The sequence below is a fragment of the Eubacterium maltosivorans genome, assembly GCF_002441855.2.
Classification (GTDB): Bacteria; Bacillota; Clostridia; order Eubacteriales; family Eubacteriaceae; genus Eubacterium; species Eubacterium maltosivorans.
In genome coordinates this window covers 2,780,622-2,804,446 of the sequence record NZ_CP029487.1, presented here as the reverse complement: position 1 = coordinate 2,804,446, position 23,825 = coordinate 2,780,622, and the positions used below count along the sequence as shown (strand labels likewise).

Annotated in this window: 21 protein-coding genes; 10 read left to right on the top strand and 11 right to left on the bottom strand. The window is 47.5% G+C overall.

Features of this window, described 5'->3' with window-relative positions:
- The first annotated feature begins 13 nt into the window (after window positions 1-13).
- The 3 genes from CPZ25_RS13255 (at window position 14) to mtcB (ending at window position 4,650) form a co-directional block, all read left to right on the top strand.
- On the top strand, window positions 14-1,315 hold the full coding sequence (locus CPZ25_RS13255) for a nickel pincer cofactor-dependent isomerase, group 22 (protein WP_096918813.1): 1,302 nt from the start codon (window positions 14-16) through the stop codon (window positions 1,313-1,315).
- 56 nt (window positions 1,316-1,371) lie between these two features.
- Window positions 1,372-3,084 carry a BCCT family transporter gene (locus tag CPZ25_RS13250; RefSeq protein ID WP_096918812.1) on the top strand — a complete coding sequence of 571 codons (1,713 nt, stop codon included), beginning with the start codon at window positions 1,372-1,374 and terminating at the stop codon, window positions 3,082-3,084.
- Between the two features lie 105 nt (window positions 3,085-3,189).
- The gene (mtcB, locus tag CPZ25_RS13245) at window positions 3,190-4,650 is read left to right on the top strand and encodes an L-carnitine--corrinoid protein Co-methyltransferase MtcB (RefSeq protein ID WP_074616379.1); all 1,461 of its coding nucleotides are present in this window, start codon (window positions 3,190-3,192) and stop codon (window positions 4,648-4,650) included.
- A gap of 46 nt (window positions 4,651-4,696) precedes the next feature.
- Here mtcB and CPZ25_RS13240 read toward each other — a convergent pair whose 3' ends face one another.
- Window positions 4,697-5,071: a hypothetical protein gene (locus tag CPZ25_RS13240; protein ID WP_074616380.1), complete on the bottom strand. Its 375-nt coding sequence runs from the start codon at window positions 5,069-5,071 to the stop codon at window positions 4,697-4,699.
- A 204-nt stretch (window positions 5,072-5,275) separates the two neighbouring features.
- Between CPZ25_RS13240 and CPZ25_RS13235 the strand changes: the two genes are divergently transcribed.
- The 7 genes from CPZ25_RS13235 to CPZ25_RS13205 all read left to right on the top strand — a co-directional run bounded on the left by CPZ25_RS13235 (window position 5,276) and on the right by CPZ25_RS13205 (window position 11,891).
- Entirely contained in the window at window positions 5,276-6,067 is a 792-nt protein-coding gene (locus CPZ25_RS13235; protein ID WP_058692971.1) for an HAD-IIA family hydrolase, read from the top strand.
- 177 nt (window positions 6,068-6,244) lie between these two features.
- Window positions 6,245-7,603, top strand: coding sequence for a radical SAM/SPASM domain-containing protein (locus CPZ25_RS13230; protein ID WP_243129304.1), 1,359 nt, complete (start codon window positions 6,245-6,247; stop codon window positions 7,601-7,603).
- Window positions 7,604-7,870: 267 nt separating this feature from the next.
- Entirely contained in the window at window positions 7,871-8,623 is a 753-nt protein-coding gene (locus CPZ25_RS13225) for an alpha/beta fold hydrolase (RefSeq protein WP_074616381.1), read from the top strand.
- A 159-nt stretch (window positions 8,624-8,782) separates the two neighbouring features.
- Window positions 8,783-9,349, top strand: coding sequence for a chromate transporter (locus CPZ25_RS13220; protein ID WP_058692970.1), 567 nt, complete (start codon window positions 8,783-8,785; stop codon window positions 9,347-9,349).
- Window positions 9,350-9,358: 9 nt separating this feature from the next.
- Window positions 9,359-9,931, top strand: a complete 573-nt coding sequence (locus CPZ25_RS13215; RefSeq protein WP_074616382.1) for a chromate transporter — start codon at window positions 9,359-9,361, stop codon at window positions 9,929-9,931.
- Window positions 9,932-10,020: 89 nt separating this feature from the next.
- Window positions 10,021-10,632: a TetR/AcrR family transcriptional regulator gene (locus CPZ25_RS13210; protein ID WP_058692968.1), complete on the top strand. Its 612-nt coding sequence runs from the start codon at window positions 10,021-10,023 to the stop codon at window positions 10,630-10,632.
- A complete protein-coding gene (locus CPZ25_RS13205; RefSeq protein ID WP_096918811.1) occupies window positions 10,629-11,891 on the top strand; it encodes a cation:proton antiporter in 1,263 nt (420 codons plus the stop codon). The genes CPZ25_RS13210 and CPZ25_RS13205 overlap by 4 nt, the downstream gene beginning before the upstream one ends.
- Here CPZ25_RS13205 and CPZ25_RS13200 read toward each other — a convergent pair.
- The 10 genes from CPZ25_RS13200 to dnaN all read right to left on the bottom strand — a co-directional run bounded on the left by CPZ25_RS13200 (window position 11,836) and on the right by dnaN (window position 23,799).
- A complete protein-coding gene (locus CPZ25_RS13200) occupies window positions 11,836-12,483 on the bottom strand; it encodes a DUF1638 domain-containing protein (protein ID WP_096918810.1) in 648 nt (215 codons plus the stop codon). The two genes, CPZ25_RS13205 and CPZ25_RS13200, sit on opposite strands and share 56 nt — an antisense overlap.
- 126 nt (window positions 12,484-12,609) lie before the next feature.
- Window positions 12,610-14,808, bottom strand: coding sequence for a putative bifunctional diguanylate cyclase/phosphodiesterase (locus tag CPZ25_RS13195; protein WP_167495232.1), 2,199 nt, complete (start codon window positions 14,806-14,808; stop codon window positions 12,610-12,612).
- Between the two features lie 164 nt (window positions 14,809-14,972).
- On the bottom strand, window positions 14,973-15,257 hold the full coding sequence (locus CPZ25_RS13190; protein WP_058692964.1) for a PTS sugar transporter subunit IIB: 285 nt from the start codon (window positions 15,255-15,257) through the stop codon (window positions 14,973-14,975).
- Complete coding sequence (rpe, locus tag CPZ25_RS13185) at window positions 15,254-15,913, bottom strand: ribulose-phosphate 3-epimerase (RefSeq protein ID WP_243129303.1); 660 nt, start codon at window positions 15,911-15,913, stop codon at window positions 15,254-15,256. The genes CPZ25_RS13190 and rpe overlap by 4 nt, the downstream gene beginning before the upstream one ends.
- Window positions 15,914-15,963: 50 nt before the next feature.
- Window positions 15,964-16,419, bottom strand: coding sequence for a PTS sugar transporter subunit IIA (locus tag CPZ25_RS13180; protein ID WP_096918807.1), 456 nt, complete (start codon window positions 16,417-16,419; stop codon window positions 15,964-15,966).
- A gap of 3 nt (window positions 16,420-16,422) precedes the next feature.
- Window positions 16,423-18,927, bottom strand: coding sequence for a DNA gyrase subunit A (gyrA, locus tag CPZ25_RS13175; protein WP_096918806.1), 2,505 nt, complete (start codon window positions 18,925-18,927; stop codon window positions 16,423-16,425).
- 169 nt (window positions 18,928-19,096) lie between these two features.
- Complete coding sequence (gene gyrB / locus CPZ25_RS13170) at window positions 19,097-21,019, bottom strand: DNA topoisomerase (ATP-hydrolyzing) subunit B (RefSeq protein WP_058692960.1); 1,923 nt, start codon at window positions 21,017-21,019, stop codon at window positions 19,097-19,099.
- 129 nt (window positions 21,020-21,148) lie between these two features.
- Complete coding sequence (gene recF, locus CPZ25_RS13165; RefSeq protein ID WP_096918805.1) at window positions 21,149-22,261, bottom strand: DNA replication/repair protein RecF; 1,113 nt, start codon at window positions 22,259-22,261, stop codon at window positions 21,149-21,151.
- Window positions 22,258-22,476 (bottom strand): S4 domain-containing protein YaaA, encoded by a 219-nt coding sequence (gene yaaA / locus CPZ25_RS13160; protein ID WP_013378367.1) that lies wholly within the window; start codon window positions 22,474-22,476, stop codon window positions 22,258-22,260. Before yaaA ends, recF begins: the two co-directional genes overlap by 4 nt.
- Window positions 22,477-22,683: 207 nt before the next feature.
- Complete coding sequence (gene dnaN / locus CPZ25_RS13155; protein ID WP_074616389.1) at window positions 22,684-23,799, bottom strand: DNA polymerase III subunit beta; 1,116 nt, start codon at window positions 23,797-23,799, stop codon at window positions 22,684-22,686.
- Between the last annotated feature and the right edge of the window lie 26 nt (window positions 23,800-23,825).

Here is a 23,825-nt window from a genome sequence, read left to right as displayed (position 1 = left end):
AGGAGGGATAGAAATGAGCAGCGTAGTATCCGATTTACTGAAAGACACACCGCTACCAAAATTTTTTAAAATCAAGCAGACCTTTCCAAGGCCTGTGATCAAACCCGAGAATATTCCATCGGTTGTGCACAGCCAGCTGGAAGCGCCAAAATTTGCAGATCAGATAAAGCCTGGCATGCGTATCGCCATCACAGCCGGCAGCAGAGGGCTGGCCAACTATGCCAGAATCCTGAAAGCCATTGTCGATTTCTGCAAGAAAAAGGGCGCAACCCCCTTTGTTGTCCCGGCCATGGGCAGTCACGGCGGCGCAGTGGCCGAGCTCCAGACTTCAATTTTAAACGGTTATGGCATTACAGAGGAGGTTATCGGCTGCCCGATCATTTCCTCCATGGAGGTTAAAAAAATCGGCCTGACACCTGACGGCCGGGATGTATATATTGACAAAAACGCCGCTGAAGCTGACGGCATCATTATCTATAACCGTGTAAAGCCCCATACCTGCTTCCGGGGCCCTTACCAGAGCGGGATCATGAAAATGATGGCCATCGGTCTCGCAAAGCAAGCCGGGGCTGAAAACTGCCATGCCCAGGGCTATGAGCTTCTTCCTAAAAACATACACATGTATGGCCAGGCCATTATCGACCACTCTAAGATGCTGTTTGCAGTCGCCACAATAGAGAACGCTTATGATGAAACCTGTAAAATCGCCTGTATCCACCGCGATGATGTCGGCGATGCGGAACCAGTGCTTTTGCAGGAAGCGACAGACCTCATGCCGCGTATTCTCGTGGATGCGTGCGATGTACTGATTGTGGATGAGCTTGGCAAAAACTTCAGCGGTGACGGTATGGACCCTAATATTACCGGAACTTTCTGCACGCCCTATGCTGACGGCGGCATTAAATCGCAGTATGTCTGCGTTCTGGACCTTTCACCCGAAACCCAGGGAAACGGGATCGGGATTGGCATGGCCAACGCTACCACAGCCCGCTGCGCCAGAAAGCTTGATCTTGAGGAAATGTATCCAAATTCAATTACCTCAGTTGAGGTCGGCAGTGCCCGTATACCCTGTGTCATGAAAACAGACCGTGAAACCATCCAGCTCTGTGTGAAAATCTGCGTCGGAAACGACAAGGACAATCCGAGAATTGTCCGCATTCCAAACTCATCCTTTATTCAGCACATTATGCTGTCCGAAGCCTACTACAGCGAGGTTCAGGGCAGAGATGACATTGAAATTCTCAGCGAACCGGCTCCGCTTCCATTTGACAGCGAGGGAAACCTGCTTGATCTGGAACCGCGGGTACGATCATAAGAAAAATTCAGGGGAAATTTATTTAGAAGTTTTTATAAGTAAGGGGGAAAATACTGATGAAACCAAACACTTCTATAAAAAGTCCCAATGAAGATAAAGTGCGTGTTGACCGGCTTATCTTTATCGGTGCTTTCATTTTGCTAGCTGCTCTTATTATTCCAATTCTTGCCTTTCCTGAGCAAAGTCAGAAAATCATGACAGCCATTCAACAGGCGTCGTTAAATGGCTTTGGCTGGGGATTCCTGCTCTTCTCTTTTGGCGCGCTTATCCTGTGTATTGCCATTGCTGTCAGCAAGCTCGGCAAAACAAAAATGGGTTCTCCGTCCGAAAAGCCAGATTACTCCACCTTTTCCTGGATTGCCATGCTTTTCTGCGCAGGACAGGGCTCCAGCATCATTTACTGGGGATGCATTGAATGGGCGCATTACTACACTTCGCCGCCTCCGGGATACGCTTCTTTATCTGTCGAAGCCGCCAATATCTCAACTGCCCTTTCATTTCTTCACTGGGGACCTACAGCCTGGGCGCTCTATTGCCTGCCGGCCATTCCCATGACCTATCTCTACTGGCGCCGGAGAGACCCAATACTCCGCCTAAGCCAGACCTGCAGCAAGGTACTGCCGGTTAAATTAACCCGCGGGAGAACCGGGTCTGTCATCGACCTCGTTGTTCTAATCGTCATATTGATTTCCTATGTCGCTACCCTTGGTCTCGGCACTCCGATGATCGCTACCGGGCTGGAATATTTCTTCAATATTCCACCGACCATGTGGACAAAGCTGGCCATTATTCTGGCCTGGAGCGCTGTATTCTGTACCAGTGTCTGGAAAGGACTGGACTCTGGTATTCAAAATCTAAGCCGCATTAACGTGTGGGTAGCCTTCGTGATGCTGGGAATGGTCTTAATCTTTGGACCAACCGCTTTTATCTTCAATAAAGCCTGCGATTCCATTGGTTTACTTCTTCAGAATTATATGCAGTGGAGCCTGTTCACAGACGCAATCGGACAAAACGGCTTTGCGCAGGGCTGGACCATTTTCTACTTTGCCTGGTGCATCACGGTCGCGCCCTTTATGGGTCTCTGGGTTGCCCGGATCTCTAAAGGCCGCTCGCTCCGTGAAATCATTATCGCTGAGCTGGTCGTCAGCGCAGGAAGCGCGCTGATGGTATTCGCCATCCTGGGCGGCTACGGCGTTCACGCCCAGACTATTCAGGGGATCGATATCGTTGGCGTGCTTGAAGCCAAGGGCGATACCTGGGCCATCGTCACCATTCTGACCAGTCTGCCGCTCGGCAAGATTATACTGGCGCTAATGCTGATAACCATGTTTATCAATCTGGCTACCTCACTGGATTCCACTGCTTTCGTTCTCTCTCAGTTATCCTGTAAAAATCTGAAGCTTGGGCAGGAGCCGCCAAGATGGTATCGTATGTTCTGGGCTGTCGCACTGGTCGTCGTACCGGTTGCCCTGACAATCTCCGGCGCGGACGGATCCCTGCAGACACTCCAGACCTTTATCATCGCGCCGTCCATACCAACGCTGATCTTTATCTGCATCATGATGGTCTCTTTCTTCCTGATGGTAAAGGAGGACAAAGGCCTGCCTTACGCGGAAATTATACGAAATCACTATAAACGCAATAAGCCTGAAATTGAACCAGAAGCTGTCGATGAACTCGTCGCACCGTTTGAAGGAGACGACAGTCAAGAATCATCAGAAGATAAACAGCTAACTGAACCGGTTGATATCCAGCCTGCCGAAGCGTGAATCTTTAAATGACGACTAAAACTAACTGAAGCCTGGGCCTTTATTCTGGGCCCGGGCTTTGCCTTTCGGAAATGTTTGAATTGAAATATAAGGAGAGAATATCCAATGATTAGAACAAGTTTAACCGATGTCTTTTTTACCAAAGAGGATGTCGAAAAACTGCACGAAAGCGTGCTACATATTTTAAGCACCGTTGGTGTTAAAATTGAAAACGAGGAAGCCCGCGGTATTTACAGCCAACATGGTGCCAGGGTAGACGGTGATATTGTCTATATTGATGAAGCTCTGCTGAACAAGGCGCTTAAAACTGTACCCGACAATTTTGAGCTTCAGGGCTTTGACAGAAGCGTCGCGATCGGCCTGGACCATGACCCGGTCATCATTCCAACCAACGGCACGCCTCTGGTTTTAAACTTTGACGGCAGCTACAGTGACACAGATCTTCACGATGTCATCAACTTTTACAAGCTTATTGACACCTCTGACGTCATCGGCATCACAAGCCAGATCGCCATCGACGTTCCCGGTCTTGATAAATCCAGGGACCGCTACCTGCCTCAGCTTGCTTTGATGCTGAAGTACAGCCACAAGCCTATCTTTAACGTACTCACCGCCACCGAGAATAACTACAAAAAATCCGACCTTGAAACCGGTACCCGCGAGGGCATCCAGTTTGCCAAAAAATTCTTTGGAATAGAGGATAAATACGTATGCTACAGCGGCGGCTGTGTCATCTCACCTCTGGCCGTCGGCTGGGAATCCATGGCCTACTTTATGGGGGAAATTAAGGAAAACCAGCCGCTGAGCATTACGGCCTGCTCCATGACCAACCTGACGGCGCCGGGCTCTCTGTTTGGCTCTGTGGTGCAGGACGCGGCAGCGGTGTTGTCCATTGTCGTTTTATCACAGCTCATGAATCCAGGCCTTCCCTGTATGTACACCAGCCTGTCCTCCATGACAGATATGCGCTATGTTCAGCTCTGCATGGGCGCGCCGGAATTCTCGCTCATCACCCTGGCGCACATCGCCTTAGCCAACTATTACCGTATTCCTGCCCGCATGGGCGGCGGCCTGGGCGATGCGTTCAAGGCCGATTACCAGGCCGGTGTAGAATCCACAGTAGGCCTTATGGCGCCGATGCTCACTCAAACTGCCATGATCGTTCATGGAGTAGGTACCATGGGCAGCTTTAATCTCACAAGCTACGAAAAATTCATTGAAGACGAAGAAACCATCCGCTATCTGAAACGCATGCGCAAGGGGTTTGACGTCTCCGATGACCATCAGAAAAAGGCCCTTAAATCCATCGAAAAGACCGGCCCACGAGGCAATTACCTGAGCGGCCGTACGCCAAAGGAATACCGTGAGGATAACTACCTGGCCAGCGCTGTATTTAACCGAAAAGGCTGTAAGGAAAACACCCGTGAAGAAGAAGGTGATATCCGTGACCGCGCTAAAAAAATCTACGATGCCCGTATGGATTCCTATAAACTGCCGGACTTAAGCCTAGAACAGAAAAAACTACTCAACACCGAGTTGCCCGAGGGGTTTAAATTTGAAATATAATTATAAAAACAGCGCTTCCGCCATTTGTACGGAAGCGCTGCCTGCGTTACTGGGTCTTTTTATAAACATGGACGTCGCCTGTGTCCCGGTCTGTCAGCGTCAGGGTATCCCCGTCAATGACATAGGACATATGAGTGGTCTGCCCGCCGTAGGCCTGAGCATACTTCATGTCCACGTTTTTTTCCTTTGTATCCATTGTATAGGTCGCGACGTCGTCACCAAACATTTTAAACACATTGTTATCTGCAAATTCAATATCGACGCCAGAATCATCTGCCCACGCTCCAAGAATCAGCTTTTCATCCTTTGCAGCCTCTGAACCTGTTTTAACCTTTGTACTGATACCGGTTGTCAACAGCGCCAGCACAAGGCTAAGCACCGCAACCGCCACAATGCCCATGGCAAGTTTTTTTTTCTCCATTTAAATCTCCTCAAATCCATTGGATGTTCCTAATGGATTTTATTATATCATAATTATTTACACGTGGTGTGATAGTTTTATGATTTTTTGGGAATTAACCTTTTTTTAAGGATATAATTAACGGTTTTTATCTTTACAAATTTAAGCAACAGCGTATATAATAAAATCATATAGGATCGATTTTCAATTTTGGAGGTAATATCGATGAATGAAGCTTTAAAAGAAACCCTTGACAGCATAAAAGGTTTTATCTGTGATATGGACGGCGTTATCTATCATGGTAACCGCCTTCTTCCCGGCGTTCCCGAGTTCGTGGACTGGCTGTACCGGGAGGATAAAAATTTTCTCTTCCTTACAAACTCCAGCGAGCGCTCGCCACTCGAGTTAAAGGAAAAGCTCTCCCGCCTTGGCCTTGACATTGACGAGAGTCATTTTTATACCAGCGCCCTGGCCACCGCTAAATTTCTGAGCACACAGTCACCAGGCTGCTCTGCTTATGTCATCGGTGAGCCCGGTCTCATCAACGCCTTATACAGCGCCGGTATTACCATGAATGATATGAACCCGGATTACGTTGTTGTGGGCGAGAGCTATAATTACAACTATGACACCATCCTGAAGGCCGTTCGTTTTGTCTTAAAAGGTGCTAAGCTCATCGGGACAAACCCGGATCTCACCGGCCCTGCCGAAGGCGGCCTGGTACCAGCCTGCCGAGCATTTACCGCGCCCATCGAGCTGGCAACCGGAAAATCTGCTTATTTTGTCGGAAAGCCAAATCCGCTCATGGTCCGCACTGGTATTCGTATGCTCGGCGTTCATTCTGAGGATGCCGCCATTGTCGGCGACCGCATGGATACGGACATTATCTCCGGTATCGAATCCGGCATGCACACCATCCTGGTCCTCTCCGGCGTCTCCACACCAGAAACCGTCCAGGAATTCCCATACCGTCCACAGTTTATTTTAAACGGGGTGGGGGAAATCCCGACAAATTAGTAAAATTGCTTCTCAGCGGCCTGTGGGCCGCTTTTTTATTGGACAAATTCCAGAATCTGTCTGAATTTTTTACAAAGCCAGACATTGTCTAATTACATGCAACTCTCCTGATGCTATAGTAAAATCAGAAAATCGGGCGCTAAATGCAGGCAAGATTTACAGAATGGAGGCTTTAAAATGGCATCAAATATGAGTTTAAGTGAAAACATTAAGTCCTTTGGTATGAAACAGGTCATCAGGTATCTGGATGCAGACCCGGATAAAAATATTCCAAGAATCATTGAGTGGGTCGAAAAATTTGATAAAGACCAGACCATCGCTGGCCAGATGAAGGTCGTCAAGAAAGCTCTGGCCGATGAAAATAACAACTGGAACCGGCTGGTAAAAAGCCTGTGGACCGACATTGACCCCGGTGTCCGAAAGCGTCTCTTTAACAATTTTATCATCAACAGTGTCATCATCGGCTGCAAACGCCAGAACATGAACAAGGAAAAATACGACTGCAATATCCCGTGGGCCATTCTCATGGACCCTACCTCAGCCTGCAATCTGCACTGTACAGGCTGCTGGGCTGCGGAATACGGGGATAAAATGTCCATGGATTTCGATACGCTGGACAGCATCATCGAGCAGGGAAAGGCCCTCGGGACTTATATGTATATCTATTCCGGCGGAGAGCCCCTTGTGCGCAAAAAAGACATTATCAAGCTGTGTGAAAAGCATGACGACTGTGCCTTTCTGTCCTTTACCAACGCTATCCTCATCGACGAAGCCTTTGCCGATGAGATGCTGCGGGTTCAGAACTTTATCCCGGCCATCAGCGTCGAGGGTTTTGAGGAAGAAACCGACATGCGCCGCGGTAAAGGAACCTATGCTGCGGTCATAAAAGCCATGGATATTTTAAAAGCCAAAAAGCTGCCCTTTGGTTTTTCTACCTGCTACCACCGTCAGAATACTGATGTCATCGGCAGTGAGGCGTATTTTGACGCCATGATCGAAAAGGGCTGTAAGTTTGGCTGGTTCTTTACCTATATGCCTGTCGGTGTCGACGCTGTCCCCGAGCTCATGGCCACCGCGGACCAGCGAGAGTACATGTATCACCAGATCCGCAAATTCCGAGGCACCAAGCCCTTGTTTACCCTGGATTTCTGGAATGACGGCGAGTACGTCAAGGGCTGTATCGCAGGAGGCCGCAATTACCTGCACATCAATGCTGGCGGCGACATTGAGCCCTGTGCCTTCATCCATTACTCCGATTCCAACATCCATGAGCAAACCTTACTGGAGGCTTACAGGCGGCCGCTTTTCATGCAGTACCATAAAAACCAGCCCTTCAACCCAAACCATCTGCGCCCCTGTCCGCTGCTTGATAACCCAGGCCGCCTGACCAGCATGGTTGAACTGTCCGGCGCGCACTCCACCGACCTCACTCACCCCGAGGATGTAAAAGCGCTTTCGGACAAATGCCTGGACGCCGCAAAAGCCTGGAAGGTCAACGCTGATCGTCTCTGGAACGAAAGCCATCCAAATCACTGACATTAAAAGCACTTCTGACTCAGGAGTGCTTTTTTATTGGCTCAGACGCTTTACAGGCCTCGTCAAAATTCTAAACGGCATTTTTCATACAGAAAAATAAAATGGTATATCTTTTTGTAACCCTGTGAAGTATAATAAAAGCAATCAACAGGCAAAAGGGAGGACTGTTTTATGGGTATCTGGATTACAAAGTAATGGCAAGGTGTACCTTTGTTATTACGCCTTGCTAATCAAATAATTAAAAAAATGATTAGGAGGCAGATGAATATGTCATATTTTAATTATCAGTCAAAAAAAATATTTTATAAAGAAGCTGGTTGGGGTAAGCCGCTTGTCATGTTACATGGCGACACCGCTTCATCAGTTATGTTTAAAATGCTGTTGCCCTTATATCAAAAACATTTCAGGGTAATTTTGATCGACTTTTTAGGCAATGGACAATCAGACAGAGTTAAAAAATTTCCGCCGGATTTATGGATTTCACAGGCTCAGCAGGTTATCGCACTTATTGAACACTTAAAAATTGAAAAAGCAAATCTGATTGGAACAAGTGGAGGCGCCTGGGTTGCTGTCAATACAGCGTTAGAGCGTCCCGACCTCATAGACAAAATTATTGCAGACAGCTTTGACGGCAGGACTCTAAATGAAGACTTTGCAGTAAATTTACTGAAAGAACGCGAATACGCAAAACACGATCCTTTTGCTAAGCAGTTTTACGAATGGTGCCAGGGCAAGGATTGGGAAACTGTGGTAGACCTTAATACACAGGCACTGACAGAATGCGCAGAGAAAAAGTTACCGTTATTCTCAAAACCTTTGAAATCATTGAGGGTTCCTGTTCTCTTCACAGGAAGTTTAGAAGATACAATGTGCCGAAAGAATATGCTGGAAGAATATGCAGAGATGAAGAGAATCGTTAAAAATGGAACAATCTATTTTTTCAATACCGGCGGACATCCTGCGATAGCTACAAACGCGGAAGAATTTTCAGAAATCGCCTTAAAATTTTTGAACAGCTGATAAGTTAAGCGGCACTTGCAGCTGAAAAAAGAAGACTGCCCGTGCAGCGCTCTAAAAAGATAGGCTTTTGCCTATCTTTTTAATTATATAATACTATTTGCCAAATTTATTCCCCTAAAGTACAATAGAATCATCAAATCTCATACAAAGGATTTTTATATGGATGCTAAGAAACTTTTTAAATTGTTTATCTCTACCTTCAGTCTAAGCATGTTTACCTTTGGCGGGGGCTACGTCATTGTGCCGCTCATGCGGAAAAAATTCGTCAAAGAGCTGGGCTGGATCGAGGAGCAGGAAATGCTGGATCTCACGGCCATTGCTCAGTCTTCTCCCGGCGCCATGGCAGTTAACGCCTCCATCCTGGTCGGCTACCGGGTGTCGGGTGTTCTCGGCGCTTTTGTAGCTATTGTCGGGACAGTACTGCCGCCCTTAATCATTTTGTCTGTTATCTCACTTTTTTATACCGCTTTCCGCGACAACCTGTACGTGGGATTCCTGCTTAAAGCCATGCAGGCCGGGGTATCCGCGGTCATTGTGGATGTCGTCATTGACATGGGCGGCGATATTTTTAAAGCACGAAAGGCCTTGCCCGTCGTTATGATGTTTGTGGTTTTCATCCTCAGCGCTTTTGTAAAAATGAATGTGATTATCCTCATCCTGATCTGCGGCCTCATCGGCGCTCTGGTGACCTTTACGGCCAAACGTACCGGAAAGAATCTTTTATAGGAGGCGGCCATGACTTATCTTCAGTTATTTATCAGCTTTTTCCAGATCGGGCTTTTCAGCATCGGCGGGGGATACGCGGCGCTCCCGCTCATTCAAGAGCAGGTTGTCAACCTCCACGGCTGGATGGATATGACCCAGTTTATTGACATTATCACTATTTCCCAGATGACGCCAGGCCCCATCGCCATCAATGCCGCCACCTTTGTGGGCATCAAAACCGCAGGGATCGGCGGCGCCATTGTCGCCACTGTCGGCTGTGTCACACCCTCCTGCATCATCGTGCTGGTCCTGGCTGCGGTTTACTACCGCTTTCGAAATCTGCACACCATCAAAGGCGTGCTCTCTGGCCTCCGCCCCGCTGTGGTAGCCCTCATCGCCTCGGCCGGTCTTTCAATCGTCATTGTAACCTTTTTTAAGAACGGCCTGGTACAGCTTACAGCGGACAATATCGATTTTGTGGCTGTGGTTCTCTTTGCCGTCAGCCTTTTTATCCTCCGGAAATTCAAGCTCAATCCCATTTATGTCATGCTGGGATGCGGGGTCATTGGCATGGGCATATATGCGGCGCTTAATTTTATATGATAAACACGTATTAATTTTATAATCTTATTGACCAGTTGGTCTATTTCCTATATTATAGACTTATAAGTCTATAATATAGGAGTTTAACGATGAAAAAAGAAGCAAAAACAGAAATCACGAAAGAGCGAATTATGACTGCCGCCATGCGGGAATTTGGTGAAAAGGGTTACTTTGCCGCATCACTCAATAATATTTGCGGTACTGGTATTCCAAAGGGGCTGTTGTACCATAATTTTAAAAATAAGGATGCCCTTTACCTGGCATGCGTAGAGAAAAGCTTCAGTGCTTTAACCGCTTATCTAAAAAAACAGAACACCGGCTCAGACCTGCGCGGATACATGGATGCCCGTCTGCGCTTTTTTCAGGAAAACGAGTATGAAACACATCTTTTTTTTGAGGCCATTCTCCAGCCGCCCGCACAGCTAAAAAAAGAGATCCAAAATATCCAGAAGGATTTTAAAGCCTTTAATCTTATACTCTATAAAGAGATACTGTCCTCCATTACTTTAAGGGAGAGTATTTCTGAGGAAGATGCACTGGCATATTTTTCCTTGATGCAGGATATGTTTAACGGCTACTTTAGCAGCCCTGTCTATAATAATTTGCCGTTTTCTGACATTGTCTCCTCCCATGAAGTTAACCTGGCAAAATTTCTGGATTTTATGCTTTACGGCCTGGCAGAAAGAGGGTATGAGTCATGATCACTGCTCTTTTAAGACTTCTGCTCGCCATTTCCGCGGCTTTCTTAGTCGGAAAGCTTGTTTCACAGATAAAGCTGCCCGCCATTCTGGGCTGGCTCATCGCCGGCATGCTTCTGGGGCCACACGCCGCAGGTCTTGTAAACAACGCCATTTTGGATGCTGGATGGTACCAGTCTGTTATTCATATTCTGGAATGCACAGTCGGCCTGATGATCGGTACAGAGCTTGTCTGGAACCGTATCAAAAAATCCGGGAAAGCGCTTGTCATCACTACTCTCACACAGTCCCTCGGTACTTTTCTTTTAGTATCGACTGTGTTTGCTGTTGTTTTCTGGATAAGCGGTATTTCGCTTTACCTCGCTGTAATTTTTGGCGGAATCGCTCTGGCGACCGCTCCAGCACCGGCACTTTCAATCGTCAGAGAGTTTAAAACCGACGGACCGGTCACCAAAACCCTGATTCCTATGGCCGCTCTGGATGATATCGTCGGGGTCGTTGTTTTTTTCACCACTATCGCTCTTGTTGCCGGAAATATCGGTGAACAGAAGCTTCCTGCGTATATGATCTTTGTTGTCGTGCTTCTGCCGCTTGTTATCGGCGTGGTGACCGGCGTGCCCGCCGGGCTTCTCCTTCGCAGAAAATCAACACCACCAGTTACATTGTTTATCCTTATAATCATGCTGCTCTTAACCTCTGCCATTGGTTTCTTATGCAACACCTGCCTGATGCCAAAACCGATACTAAACTTTATGCTCATGGGCATGGCATTCTCTGCTGCCTTTTCAAACCTAGTTTCCCCAGAACGCCTGGAAGAAATAGTCGCCGGTTTTAACCCTATCCTGGGCCTGGCCATGATTGTTGTCATTTTAAATCTTGGCGCGCCGCTGGACTACCATCTTATTTTGGGAGCCGGACTCTTTACCTTTATTTATATCATTTCCCGTGCCTGCGGGAAATACGGCGGTGCGTGGATCGGAGCAAAACTTACAAAATCGCCGGAAACAGTTCGGAAATACCTTGGCTTTACTTTATTGCCTCATTCGGGCGTTTCACTGGTATTTACCGGTATTGCTGTCTCAGTGCTGTCTGTGGCCGCCCCGGGAAACGCCAGGATTATCCAGGGAACCATCGCCGCTGCTGCTGTGATCAATGAGGTGATCGCTGTCATTATAGCAAAAAAAGGCTTTGAATGGGCAGGGGAATTTAACCAGCTCGAAACATCTCTTCCCGAATCATCTCTCCGGGAGGAATCACAATAAACCGCTCATCAGTGCTGCCGCCCAGCATCTCAATGATCAGGTCCACATCGCCCTCGGTTTCCTGCAGCTCGAGGTTCAGCTTTTCTGCCACACCAGCGCATTTTTCACGGACACTCTGGTCCTCCACGCCGGTTTTGACAAACATGAGGTACTTATAATTTTTATACATGGCTTTTATGACGCGTAAAGCCCGTTTTTCGCCGTATTTTTCTTTCATACGGTCATATTCATATCCGAGGCCCTCTTCGCCCCATAACCAGCCCTGTGATACGAAATATGAGCTTCGTCGCATTTCGGTGGTGTTTGGGTTATGACAGAGCAGAACGTCGATGCAGTCCTCTACCTTTGGCAGTACCACCGGACAGTTTTTTGCCTGTATGCCGGTCAGAGCCTGTCCGCAGTGCCCGTAGAGCAGGTAAATCCTTTCTGCACCGGTCTCCGCGTCGATGGCGGCCTGTACCTTTTCATGAAGGGTTTCCGGCACATTGTGCAGCTGATCCTCCAGCCAGTTGAATTTAAAATCCGATCGCTCCCCAAGCGCGGCTTCAATCTCCTTTCGAAGCACACTGCATCCGATAACCACCTTTTTCATTTTTTCTCCTCCTTTTTCACCGCCTTTTTGGCGGCATCCCTTAATGTCATTATAAAAATCTGCGAAAGCTCTGTCAATCCTGCAAAAAAAGAATACAAAAAAGGGCTGGTCTTCCAGCCCTTATCGTCAACTTTTATTTTTTATCAGCATTTCCTTAAACACAGCTTCCGAGACCGGCCTGGAATAATAGTATCCCTGGACAAAGAGGACGCCGTTCTTTTTCAGGAAATCGGCCTGTTCCCGGGTTTCCACGCCCTCGCAGATGATTCTCAGGTTCAGCACCCGAGCAATATTGACAATGCCGGTGATAAACATCGCGTTGCGGTGTTCGCTCAAATCTCTGTTGATAAAGCTTCTGTCTATTTTAATGACATCTACGGGCAGCTCCTGAAGAACGCCCATAGAGGAATAACCTGTTCCAAAGTCGTCGAGGGCGACGCTGAAGCCCATCTCCCGAAGCTTACAGGTCTGGGTAATGGTCTCATCCCAGTTTTCCATGAGCACCGTCTCGGTAATCTCGATTTCCAAAAAGGAAGGCGGTACAGACAAAAGCTCCGCAATACGCCTGATTTCATCGGCAAAGCCGGGGTTTGCAAAATGGCGGCTGGAAAAATTAACCGCTACTGGCACTGCCGGCTCATTGTTTTTAAACTGTCCGGCCAATGTCCTGCAGACCTTTTTAAAAATATAAAAATCCAGCTGGACCACAAAGCCGTTGGCCTCAAAAACCGGTATAAAGTGGGCCGGGGAGAGGACTCCTCTGGTCGGATGGTTCCATCTTACCAGCGCCTCCGCTCCCATGATCTCCCCGGTTTCGATGTTATATTTTGGTTGATAGTACGCCTCAAACTCCCGCCTGGCAAGGGCACCGTACATTTCATCCTCGACCTGCTGCTCGTGCTCCTGGGTATACTGCATGGCCTGGAGATCGCTGTCGTTGGCGTAGTAAAACTTAAAATGTCCCTTTCCCTGCTGTTTTGCACGGCTGCAGGCCAGATCGGAGCGGTGCAGCACCTCACGCAGCGGAAGAGCGTCCGCCTGGCTGTCCCACAGCAAAACCCCCACGCTGACAGATACCGGAAAATCCTTCCGGGCTTTCCGGCTGCTCTCAGGTTTTATCTCAGAAATAACCTTTATAATCTGCTCTGCGGTCTTTTGCGCTGCCAGCTGTGTCTTAACAGACGGCAGCAGCATGGCAAATTCCTCTCCGCCGACACGCGCGGCCATCCCGCTGTTTTTTTCCGCAATAGCCCTCAACTTTTTACCAGCCTCTGTCAGAACCCGGTCGCCGACAAGGTAATCGTACCGGTCATTGAGTCCTTTAAACTCATCCATATCCATAAAAAACAGGGCCATTCTGCCGCCGTGTGCTTCAATGGTCTCCTTGATATAAAGATCAAAAGCTTCCCGGTTATAAAGTCCAGTCAGTCCGTCGGTCCGGCTCTTTTCAAGCAGCGCAGCATTTTGATTCTTTAAGTCCTTTACCATGCTGTTAAAGCTCTCAGCGAACTGCTGAAGCTCCTTAGAACCTGCGGGGATTAAGGGCTCTGCACTGTTTTCCCTTGAATTTTTCAGGCTTTTATAATAGCGGTGCAGGGGAGTGGTGACAAAAAACAGCAGAAAGAAAGACAAGACCAGCAGTAATAAAAGCAGAAAAAAATTATAGACCAGCATATGGTTCAGCGAGCCCATTGTCTCACTGTTAGAGAGGGTATTCTCACTGGTTTTTCGGTTGTAAAGCTGGCTTCTGAAGCTCGTTATATTGTCTGTGATTTCTTTTTTCTGATTTTCATAGGTGTTATTAAAAATACTTTTGATGGCCAGCTGTCCCTTTTCCTCCGGACCGCTGCTCTCCTCACCGTTTTTATAGACATAAGCCGCCACTTCAGGAGGCATCTGGCTTTCTGGAATTCCAACAGCGTCGGCCTTTAACCGCATGGCAAGGGTTTCGGTCTCCATGAGCCTGTCGGAAGCCTCCATGGCATTTTTTAAAAGCGTCCGTTCCTCTTCACTAATGCCTAGAGCATTAAGGCTGTTTACAGCGTCCTCGCGATGGCGGGATTCATCGGCCTCCTGCCAGTACTGGTTCATATAAACCGGATCTCCTGTTGCCACAAAATGCCGCGTGGCAGTGGTGAGATCATCAGAAGCTTTCGAGAATTCCAGTATTTTATCTTCACACTGGTTGTGATTTTCCATCCGGTCTGCCTGTTCACGAATCTTAAGGTCAACATTTTGTGTATTGATAAAAGACAGAACTGCCGCGATAATCGCCAGAGCACAAAAAATAAAGGTCGTCATCCTCAGACTGATTTTTAACTTCATCTCGCTTGTCCCATATCTTTCTTTTGAATAAATTCTGTTTCTAATAAAACAGTGTATCATTAAATTTTCCGAAACACAAGCCGCTTTTCAGCCACTTTCGGATAACAAAAAAGCGGCCGGAGCCGCTTAAAAATGAAATCCTATTCGAAAAAATCGTCTGTCTGTTATCCTTTCAGAATTTCCAGCAGCTCGCCGGTTGTCTTCTGAAGATTGATGCCCGTTAAAAAGGAACGGCCATTCATGACCGGAATATCAATGTCGCCATCGAGCTGACAGGTACATACAATAATGTCCGGCTTAATCTCAGCGGCCTTCTGAGCCACCTCCGATGCCTTTGCCTGGACGGTCTTCAATTCAACACCATTTTCCGACGCAATTTTTTCAATTTTTTTGGCCACTACGGTAGAAGTCGCCACAGCGGCACCGCAGGCCACTAAAACAGTTTTCATCTCTTTACACCATCCATTATTTCTCTGAAACGGCTGATATTTTCTTTCATATCGCCGCTGAACAGGCAGGAGCCCGATACAATGACATTGGCGCCGGCTTCGACAACAGTACTCAGGGTTTCAAAGCTCACGCCGCCGTCGATCTCCAGATCAACATCACGGTCGCCGATCATGGCGCGGATTCCCTTTAAACGCTCTGTTGTTTCAGGAATATACTTCTGTCCGCCAAAGCCAGGATAAACGCCCATAACCAGAATCATGGAAATGTCGTCCATAAAAGGCGCCAGCACCTCGATGGGGGTGTCCGGGGAAATGACCAGGCTTGCTTTGCAGCCGGATTTTTTAATCAGGTCAATACATTTTCTGGTATCGTCCTCGACTTCGACGTGAACCGTGATGATATCTGCTCCGGCGTCGGCAAAGCGTTCGATGTATTTCAGCGGTTCGCTTATCATCAGATGGACATCAAAGGGAAGGCCGATGGTTTTACGGAGGCATTTTACCTGATCTGGCCCAATGGTGATGTTTGGAACAAAATGGCCGTCCATCACGTCCACATGAAGCCAGTCCGCCCCGCCGGCTTCCACGGATTTCAAATCACGGTCCAGGTTGGCAAAATCCGCGCTCAGCATTGATGGGGAAATTTTATAATTCATAATGAGTACCTCTCTCTTATTAATGATCATCTTAACGATCGGCTGAGAAACTAATCCAGCCCGTCGATATCTTTTACTAAATTATATATCCACTCAGGACTTTTTGCACCTGCTATTTTTTGTAAAACCATTTCATCTTGTATCATCAGGACAATTTTCTGCAGCGTTTCAATCTGCTTTTCACCATCTTTTATGGCTAAAAGAAAGACAATAGAGACCTCGATACGCTCCTCCGGCGCTCCCATACCGTGAAAAACCACCGGTTTTTTTAAAGTAAGCAGCGATACAGCCTCCTCCAGCACATTGTCCGGCTCGGCGTGGGGAATGGCGACGCCAATGGACGTCGGCAGTCCTGTCGGAAAAATTTTCTCCCGCTCACAGGCCGCTGCAATGTAAGCCTCGTCAATTTTATGATCCCTTAAAAGGGGAGAGGCGGCGGCCTCTATCGCTTGAAAGCAGTCCGCCGCCTCTCTGTTAATCTGAATGTATTTTTGATTGATCAGCATTTTCTATTTCTCGTCCATAATGGAAACCTGGCCGTCTTCAATATCTTCTTCCGGGTCTTCCTTGTAAACTTTGGAAATGGTCGCAATCTGTTCTCCGGCCTGAAGCTTCATCAGGCGCACGCCCTGGGTATTACGGCCAACAGTGGAGATGTCATTGCCCTCCAGCTTAATGACCACGCCCTGGTTGTTGATCATCATGATCTCACCATCTCGGCTGATGACGCAGAAGCCAACCAACTCGCCGGTTTTCTTGGTGACCTTATAGGTCTGGACACCCTTGCCGCCGCGTTTCTGCGAGCGGTACTGGTCACCGGAGGTCAGCTTGCCATAGCCGTTGTCGGATACACAGAGCACAAATAAATCATCGGATACGATGTCCATGCCCACAACCACATCGTCGTCGCGCAGCTCAATCCCCCGTACACCGATGGAGGTACGTTTCAGCGGACGCACTTCTTCTGAGGCAAACCGGATGGCATAACCTTTCTGAGTCCCCATGACGATCTCCTCATTTTCTTCCACCAGACGGACATTGATGAGCTCATCGCCCTCGCGCAGGTTAATGCCGATGATGCCGTTCTTTCTGGAAGAATCATACTCGGTGAGATCAGTTTTCTTAATAATCCCCTGCTTGGTCGCCATGATCAGGCATTTATCCGCTGTAAATTCCTTAACCGGAATCATGGTCGTGATCTTTTCATCCGGATCAAGCTGAAGAATATTCACGATGGCAGTCCCTCTTGCGGTACGGCCGCCCTCCGGCACTTCAAAGGCCTTCAGACGATACACCTTGCCCTTGTTGCTGAAGAACAGCAGGAAGTGGTGGGTAGTGGTGGTAAAGAGGTGTTCCACAAAGTCGTTCTCACGGGTAGAGAGGGCAGTGATTCCCTTGCCGCCGCGTTTCTGTGAGCGGTAAGTATCTGCTGAAATCCGTTTAACATAGCCGATGTGAGTCATGGTAATGACCACTTCCTCCTCTTCGATGAGGTCTTCCACATCAAAGTCTTCCACGTCGATGTCAAAGGAGGTTCTTCTTTCATCGCCGTATTTTTCCTTGATCTCTGTCAGCTCATCCTTGATGATGTTTAATACCAGCTGTTCGTCTGCCAGAATCGCCTTGTACTCAGCGATCATTTTTTGCAGCTCCGCGTATTCTTCCTCGATCTTTTCGCGTTCCAGACCGGTCAGGCGCTGGAGGCGCATGTCCAGAATGGCCTGTGCCTGGATTTCGGTCAGAGCAAAGCGTTCCATGAGCTGGATTTTGGCTTCCTTGCCGTCCTTAGCCGCCCGGATCAGTGCGATGACTTCGTCGATGTTGTCAAGGGCAATGCGCAGACCTTCCAGAATATGCGCTCTTGCTTCAGCCTTCTTTAAATCGAAAATGGTTCTTCTGGTAATGATTTCCTTCTGGTGCTCTACATAGTAGTGCAGCACCTGCTTCAGGTTCAGAACCTTTGGCTCAAGTTTTTTCTTGTCGTACTCATTGCCCACCAGCGCCAGCATGATCACCCCGAAAGTATCCTGGAGCTGTGTATGCTTGTACAGCTGATTCAGAATAATGGTCTCATTGGCGTCGCGCTTGAGCTCAATGACAATACGGATACCCTTTTTAAGGTCTGTTTCATCACGGAGATCCGCGATTCCCTCTACACGCTTTTCCTTGACCAATTCGGCGATTTTTTCCACCAACTTAGACTTGTTGACCATATAAGGAATCTCGGTGACAACAATCTGTTTACGGCCTTTTTTGGTGGTCTCCATCTCAACCTTTGAACGTATCTTGATACGTCCTCGGCCGGTACGGTAAGCTTCCTTAATACCGGATTTTCCCAGCAAAATACCGGCGGTTGGAAAGTCTGGCCCCTTGATATGGGTCATCAGCTCATCGATGGTAATGTCCGGATTATCAATATAAGCGATGGTGCCGTCAACCACCTCGCCTAAATTGTGCGGCGGAATGTTTGTGGCCATCCCGACCGCGATCCCGGCAGAGCCATTGACCAGCAGGTGGGGAACACGGGCCGGAAGGACTTCCGGTTCCATCTCAGATTCATCGAAGTTCGGGATAAAGTCAACGGTGTCCTTATTGATGTCACGCAGCATTTCCAGCGCGATTTTAGACATCTTGGCTTCTGTGTAACGCATGGCGGCAGCGCCGTCACCGTCGATAGAGCCAAAGTTACCTTGTCCGAAGATGGTCATGTATCGGGTTGAGAACTCCTGGGCCATACGCACCATGGCGTCATAAACCGCTATATCGCCGTGTGGGTGATATTTCCCCAGAACTTCCCCGACGATACGGGCAGATTTACGGGTCGGCTTATCCGGCGTCATGCCGAGTTCGCTCATGGCGTACAGAATACGTCTGTGAACAGGTTTTAAACCGTCGCGCACATCCGGCAGAGCACGCCCGATGATAACACTCATGGCGTAATCCACATAGCAGGACTTCATCTCTTCTTCAATATTTACTTCTTTTATTCGGTCATATTCTATAATTTCATCCATATTTTAGTTTAACTCCCAAGTTTAAAATGATCGTATTTTGCATAAAAAATCTTATATCATCTTTCGGATGATTTTTTATACAAAATGCGTTAGCCTCATTGCCGAACACCCGGGAGCGGCGGCTCCCTTTGCGTGTTCTGCCAAATTTTTTCAAAATTTGGATTCGGCGTCAGATGTCCAGATTTTTAACCTTAGCCGCGTTGCGCTCAATAAACTCTTTTCTCGGCTGTACTTTATCGCCCATGAGAATGGTGAATACCTCGTCGGCATAGGCGGCGTCCTCGATGTTGACGCGGTTCAGGATACGGACAGAGGGGTCCATGGTGGTTTCCCACAGCTGATGGGCGTCCATTTCCCCAAGACCTTTGTAACGCTGGATGGTGTATTTGCTGCGGTCTTTATCCTCAAACATTTTGTCAAGAGCCTTTTCATTGTAAACATACTCGACATGCTGTCCTCTGGCTACCTTGAAAAGCGGCGGCTGGGCAATGTACACATAACCTTCCTCGATCAGTCCACGCATGTAGCGGTAGAAGAAGGTTAAAAGCAGTGTACGGATATGAGCGCCGTCGACGTCGGCATCTGTCATGATGATGATTTTGTGGTAGCGGGCCTTTTCAACATTAAAGTCCTCGCCGACCCCTGTGCCAAAGGCAGTGATCATAGATTTCAGCGTATCCGCTGTCAGGATACGGTCAAGACGGGATTTCTCAACGTTCAGGATCTTACCACGCAGGGGAAGAATCGCCTGAATTCTGGAGTCGCGGCCAGATTTGGCCGAGCCGCCCGCGGAATCCCCTTCCACGATAAATATCTCAGACATGGACGGGTCTTTTTCACGGCAGTCTGCCAGCTTACCCGGCAGGGCAGTGGTATCCAGGGCGCTTTTACGTCTGGTGAGCTCACGTGCTTTTTTGGCTGCCTCGCGCGCTCTGGAGGCGCTCAGTGTTTTTTCGATAACGGTTTTAGCAATGGTTGGGTTTTCTTCTAAGAAAGCAGAGAGCTCGTCACCGACAATGGTTTCAACGATCCCCTTGACTTCAGGATTCCCAAGCTTGGTTTTGGTCTGGCCCTCAAACTGCGGGTCCAGCAGCTTAATGCTGATGATGGCTGTCAGGCCTTCGCGCACATCCTCGCCGGTCAGGTTTTTATCATTGCCCTTGATGTAATTATTCTTTCTGGCATAGGTGTTGATGGTACGGGTCAGGGCGCTCTTAAACCCGTTTAAATGGCTCCCGCCCTCAGGTGTGTAAATATTGTTGGCGTAGGAATAGATATTTTCTGAATAGCCTGCAGTGTACTGGAAAGCGATTTCCAAGCTGTAATCTTCCATTTCCTTTTCATAATATGCGATCTGTTCATAAAGGGGGTCCTTATTCTTGTTCATGTATTCAATGTAAGAACGGATACCGCCTTCGTAGCAGTAGGTTTCCTTGCGCTTTTCAGCTTCACGTTCATCGGCCAGCGTGATGGAGACACCTTTGTTTAAAAAGGCCAGCTCTCTGAGGCGGTGCTCCAGAACATCAAAGTCATACACCAGCTCGTCAAAAATGTCTGGGTCAGGCTGGAAATGAACCGTGGTGCCCGTACGGTTGGTATTGCCGGTCACTTCAAGCTCAGAGGTTTTTTTACCCTTGGCAAAACTCTGATGGTAAATCTTCTTGTTCTGCTTGACCTCAACCGTCAGTTCAGAGGAGAGGGCGTTAACCACGGAAACCCCAACACCGTGAAGACCGCCGGATACCTTGTATCCTCCGCCGCCAAATTTACCGCCGGCGTGCAGAACCGTCAGAGCCAGTTCAACCCCAGTCTTTTTCATTTTGTGGTTCATACCTGTCGGAATACCACGTCCGTCATCCACAACAGTGATACCATTGTTTTTATCAATGGTGACCACAATATTCTTACAGTAACCCGCCAGGGCCTCATCAATGGAGTTATCCACGACTTCGTAGACAAGATGGTGAAGCCCCTGCTTGCCGGTGCTCCCGATATACATCCCAGGTCTTTTCTGGACAGCCTCAAGGCCCTCCAGCACCTGTATCTGGTCAGCTGTATAGCCGTTTTGTTCATTTTTTAAATTGTCTGACATAAAAACCTCCGTTTATTAATGGATAGATGATAGTGAATAGTGGATAGTTATTGTACAAATTCGCTGTGCGAATTTGATTTAAATCAAAAATGCAAAGCATTTTTGTTCCCAACTATCAACTATCAATTATCAACTCTCAACTTTTAATTGTTTTCCATCCTCTATCCTAAAAATTTTTGATGGGTATTCGCTGTAATGCTCGATAAAAGATGGGTCCGTGCAGGTGATAAAAGCCTGGGTCTTTCCCAGAATGGAAAGAATATTGCGCTGGCGTCTGTCATCCAGTTCGGACAGAATATCATCAAGGAGCACCACTGGGTAATCCCCGGTGCTCTCCCTGTAAATTTCAATCTGAGAAAGCTTCAAAGAAATAGCAGCTGTTCGCTGCTGTCCCTGTGAGCCGTATTTTTTTGCATCCTTACCGTTTAAGTGAATCATGATATCATCCACATGAGGCCCGTAGGTGGTGGATCCACGGGCAATGTCCTCCTGTCTGGAGGCCTGTAGCTTTTCTTTAAAAATCCGTTCAAGGTCTGAAAACTCCTGGGGATTTTCAAGAACATTATTCTGATAAAAGAGCACCAGCTCCTCACGGCCGCCGCTGAGCTCACGGTGAAGCTCACGGGCCTTTATGTTCAGCCGCCTGAGGTAATCAATGCGGTAGCGCATAAGCACAGCGCCGTATTTGACCAGCTGCTCATCCCAGGAATCCAGGGTAAGGGCCAGGGTACTGTCATACTTTATTTCTTTGAGCAGTGCATTGCGCTGATTATGTATTTTGGCGTAATTCTTTAAAACATAGGGGTAGTTTGGCTTGAACCCGCTGATCTCATTGTTCATGAAACGCCTTCTTTTTTCTGGCCCTTCTTTCACGATTTTCAGGTCGTCGGGTTCAAAAAGAATGGTGGTCAGGACACCCAGCACAGCGTCACGCCTGGTTTCCTTCTTACCATTTAAAAGAACAGTCTTTTTTTTATCCTGCATCTTAACGGACAGGCTGTGGGTGATGTCCTTCTTGACAATATCCGCTTTTACAAAAAAACCGGATTCGTCAAAGCCCACCATATCCGCCAGAGTTCCTGTCTTGTGGGAATAGCCTCTGGACAACAGGTGAACGCTCTCGACTAAGTTGGTTTTTCCCTGGGCATTCTGTCCGCAGATTACATTGATACCCGGTGAGAATTCAAAGGTTTCATCCTTATAATTCCGGTAATGGACGAGGTGCAGCCTGGTGAGAATCATTGGGCGGCGGCAACCTCAAAGCTTCCGGCGTCCTCCACCTCAACCACATCTCCGGGACGAAGTTTTTTACCGCGCATGGTACAGATTTCTCCGTTTACGCGCACCATTTCATCCTGAATCACCATTTTTGCGTCGCTGCCATTACCAACCAGCCCGGCAAACTTAAGAAGCTGATCCAGCTTTATGAACTCCGTGTTAATTTCAATAATTTCCATATTTATTCCTCTTTAAGTTTGTAAGCCTTTTAAAAAATAGTTTTTCTCGCGTTTTCCCCTTAAAATTGGAAATACGCTCGAAAAACAGCAATAAAAATCGCATACATAGGATAGTATACCACAAATAAAAAAGGATTTGTAAACAAATCCTTTAAAATCATGATTTTTCTTAATGATAATACAGGTTTTTCTCTGGGATAAAAAAACTCAGGCTTCCTCAGCGATCCGGACTGGCAGAATCAGGTAAATAAATTCATCTGAACCGTCTGCGGGCACGATAACCGCCGGTCCGACAGAGGTAGTCAGTTCAATACTCATCTCATCCCGGTCGATAACCTTCAGCGCGTCGATGAAAAATTTAGAGTTAAAAGCGATTTTGATAGGATCGCCCTGATTTTCAATGGGAATCACTTCAAAGACATCCCCGATTTCAGCATTGGAGGTCAAAATCAACTGATCAATGTTAAAATCCATTTTAATCAGGTTGTTTTTACCCTCTCTCGCCAAAAGGGCGGCGCGCTCGCTGCTCTCCAGCAAAAGCTTTCTGGAAACCTTGACTTGAGCAGCCTTTTCTGTTGGGATGATGTGCTTATAATTGATGAACTCACCCTCCAGCAGGCGGGAAGTGAACTGGGTATTGCCCATTTCAAAGAAAATCTGGGTTTTTGAAAATTTCACAATAACATTTTCATTATAGCCGGATAACAGCTTGTTAAGCTCATTCATGCTCTTTCCCGGAATAATGACCGAAATGCTGCCGTCAATGGGCTCTTTAAGCTTACCCTTTTTCAGGGAAAGACGATAGCCGTCCAGAGCGATTAAGCTGATAGCCTCATTTTCAATTTCCATTTTAAGACCAGTGAGCACTGGAATATTTTCGCTGACAGCCACTGAAAAGATGGTGCCGCGGATCATTTCTTTCAGAACGCCTGCTTCAATGACAAAACTGTGCTCCTCAATGACTTCCGGAAATTCTGGAAACTCATCGGTGGGGAATCCTTTAATGGTAAAGTTTGACAGAAGACATTCGATTTTTACCTGGTTTGAGTCGTCTTTTTGGAAAAAAACCTCTTCTCCCGATAATTTTCGGATCACTTCTGTGATTAAATTGGATGATAAAATAATCTCACCATCCATGTCTACATTGGCTGGAATACTGGTTTGAACGCCGATTTCCAAATCGGTAGAAGTTAAGACTAATTGATTATTGTATACCTGAAACAAGATTCCCTCAAGCACAGGAAGGGTGGTTTTATTGGATACCCCTTTCTGGGCAATGGATAAAGCGTTGATAAGCGCGTCGCGTGAGCAGCTGAATTTCATAAAGGCACCTCTCTTTTGGGAAGGCT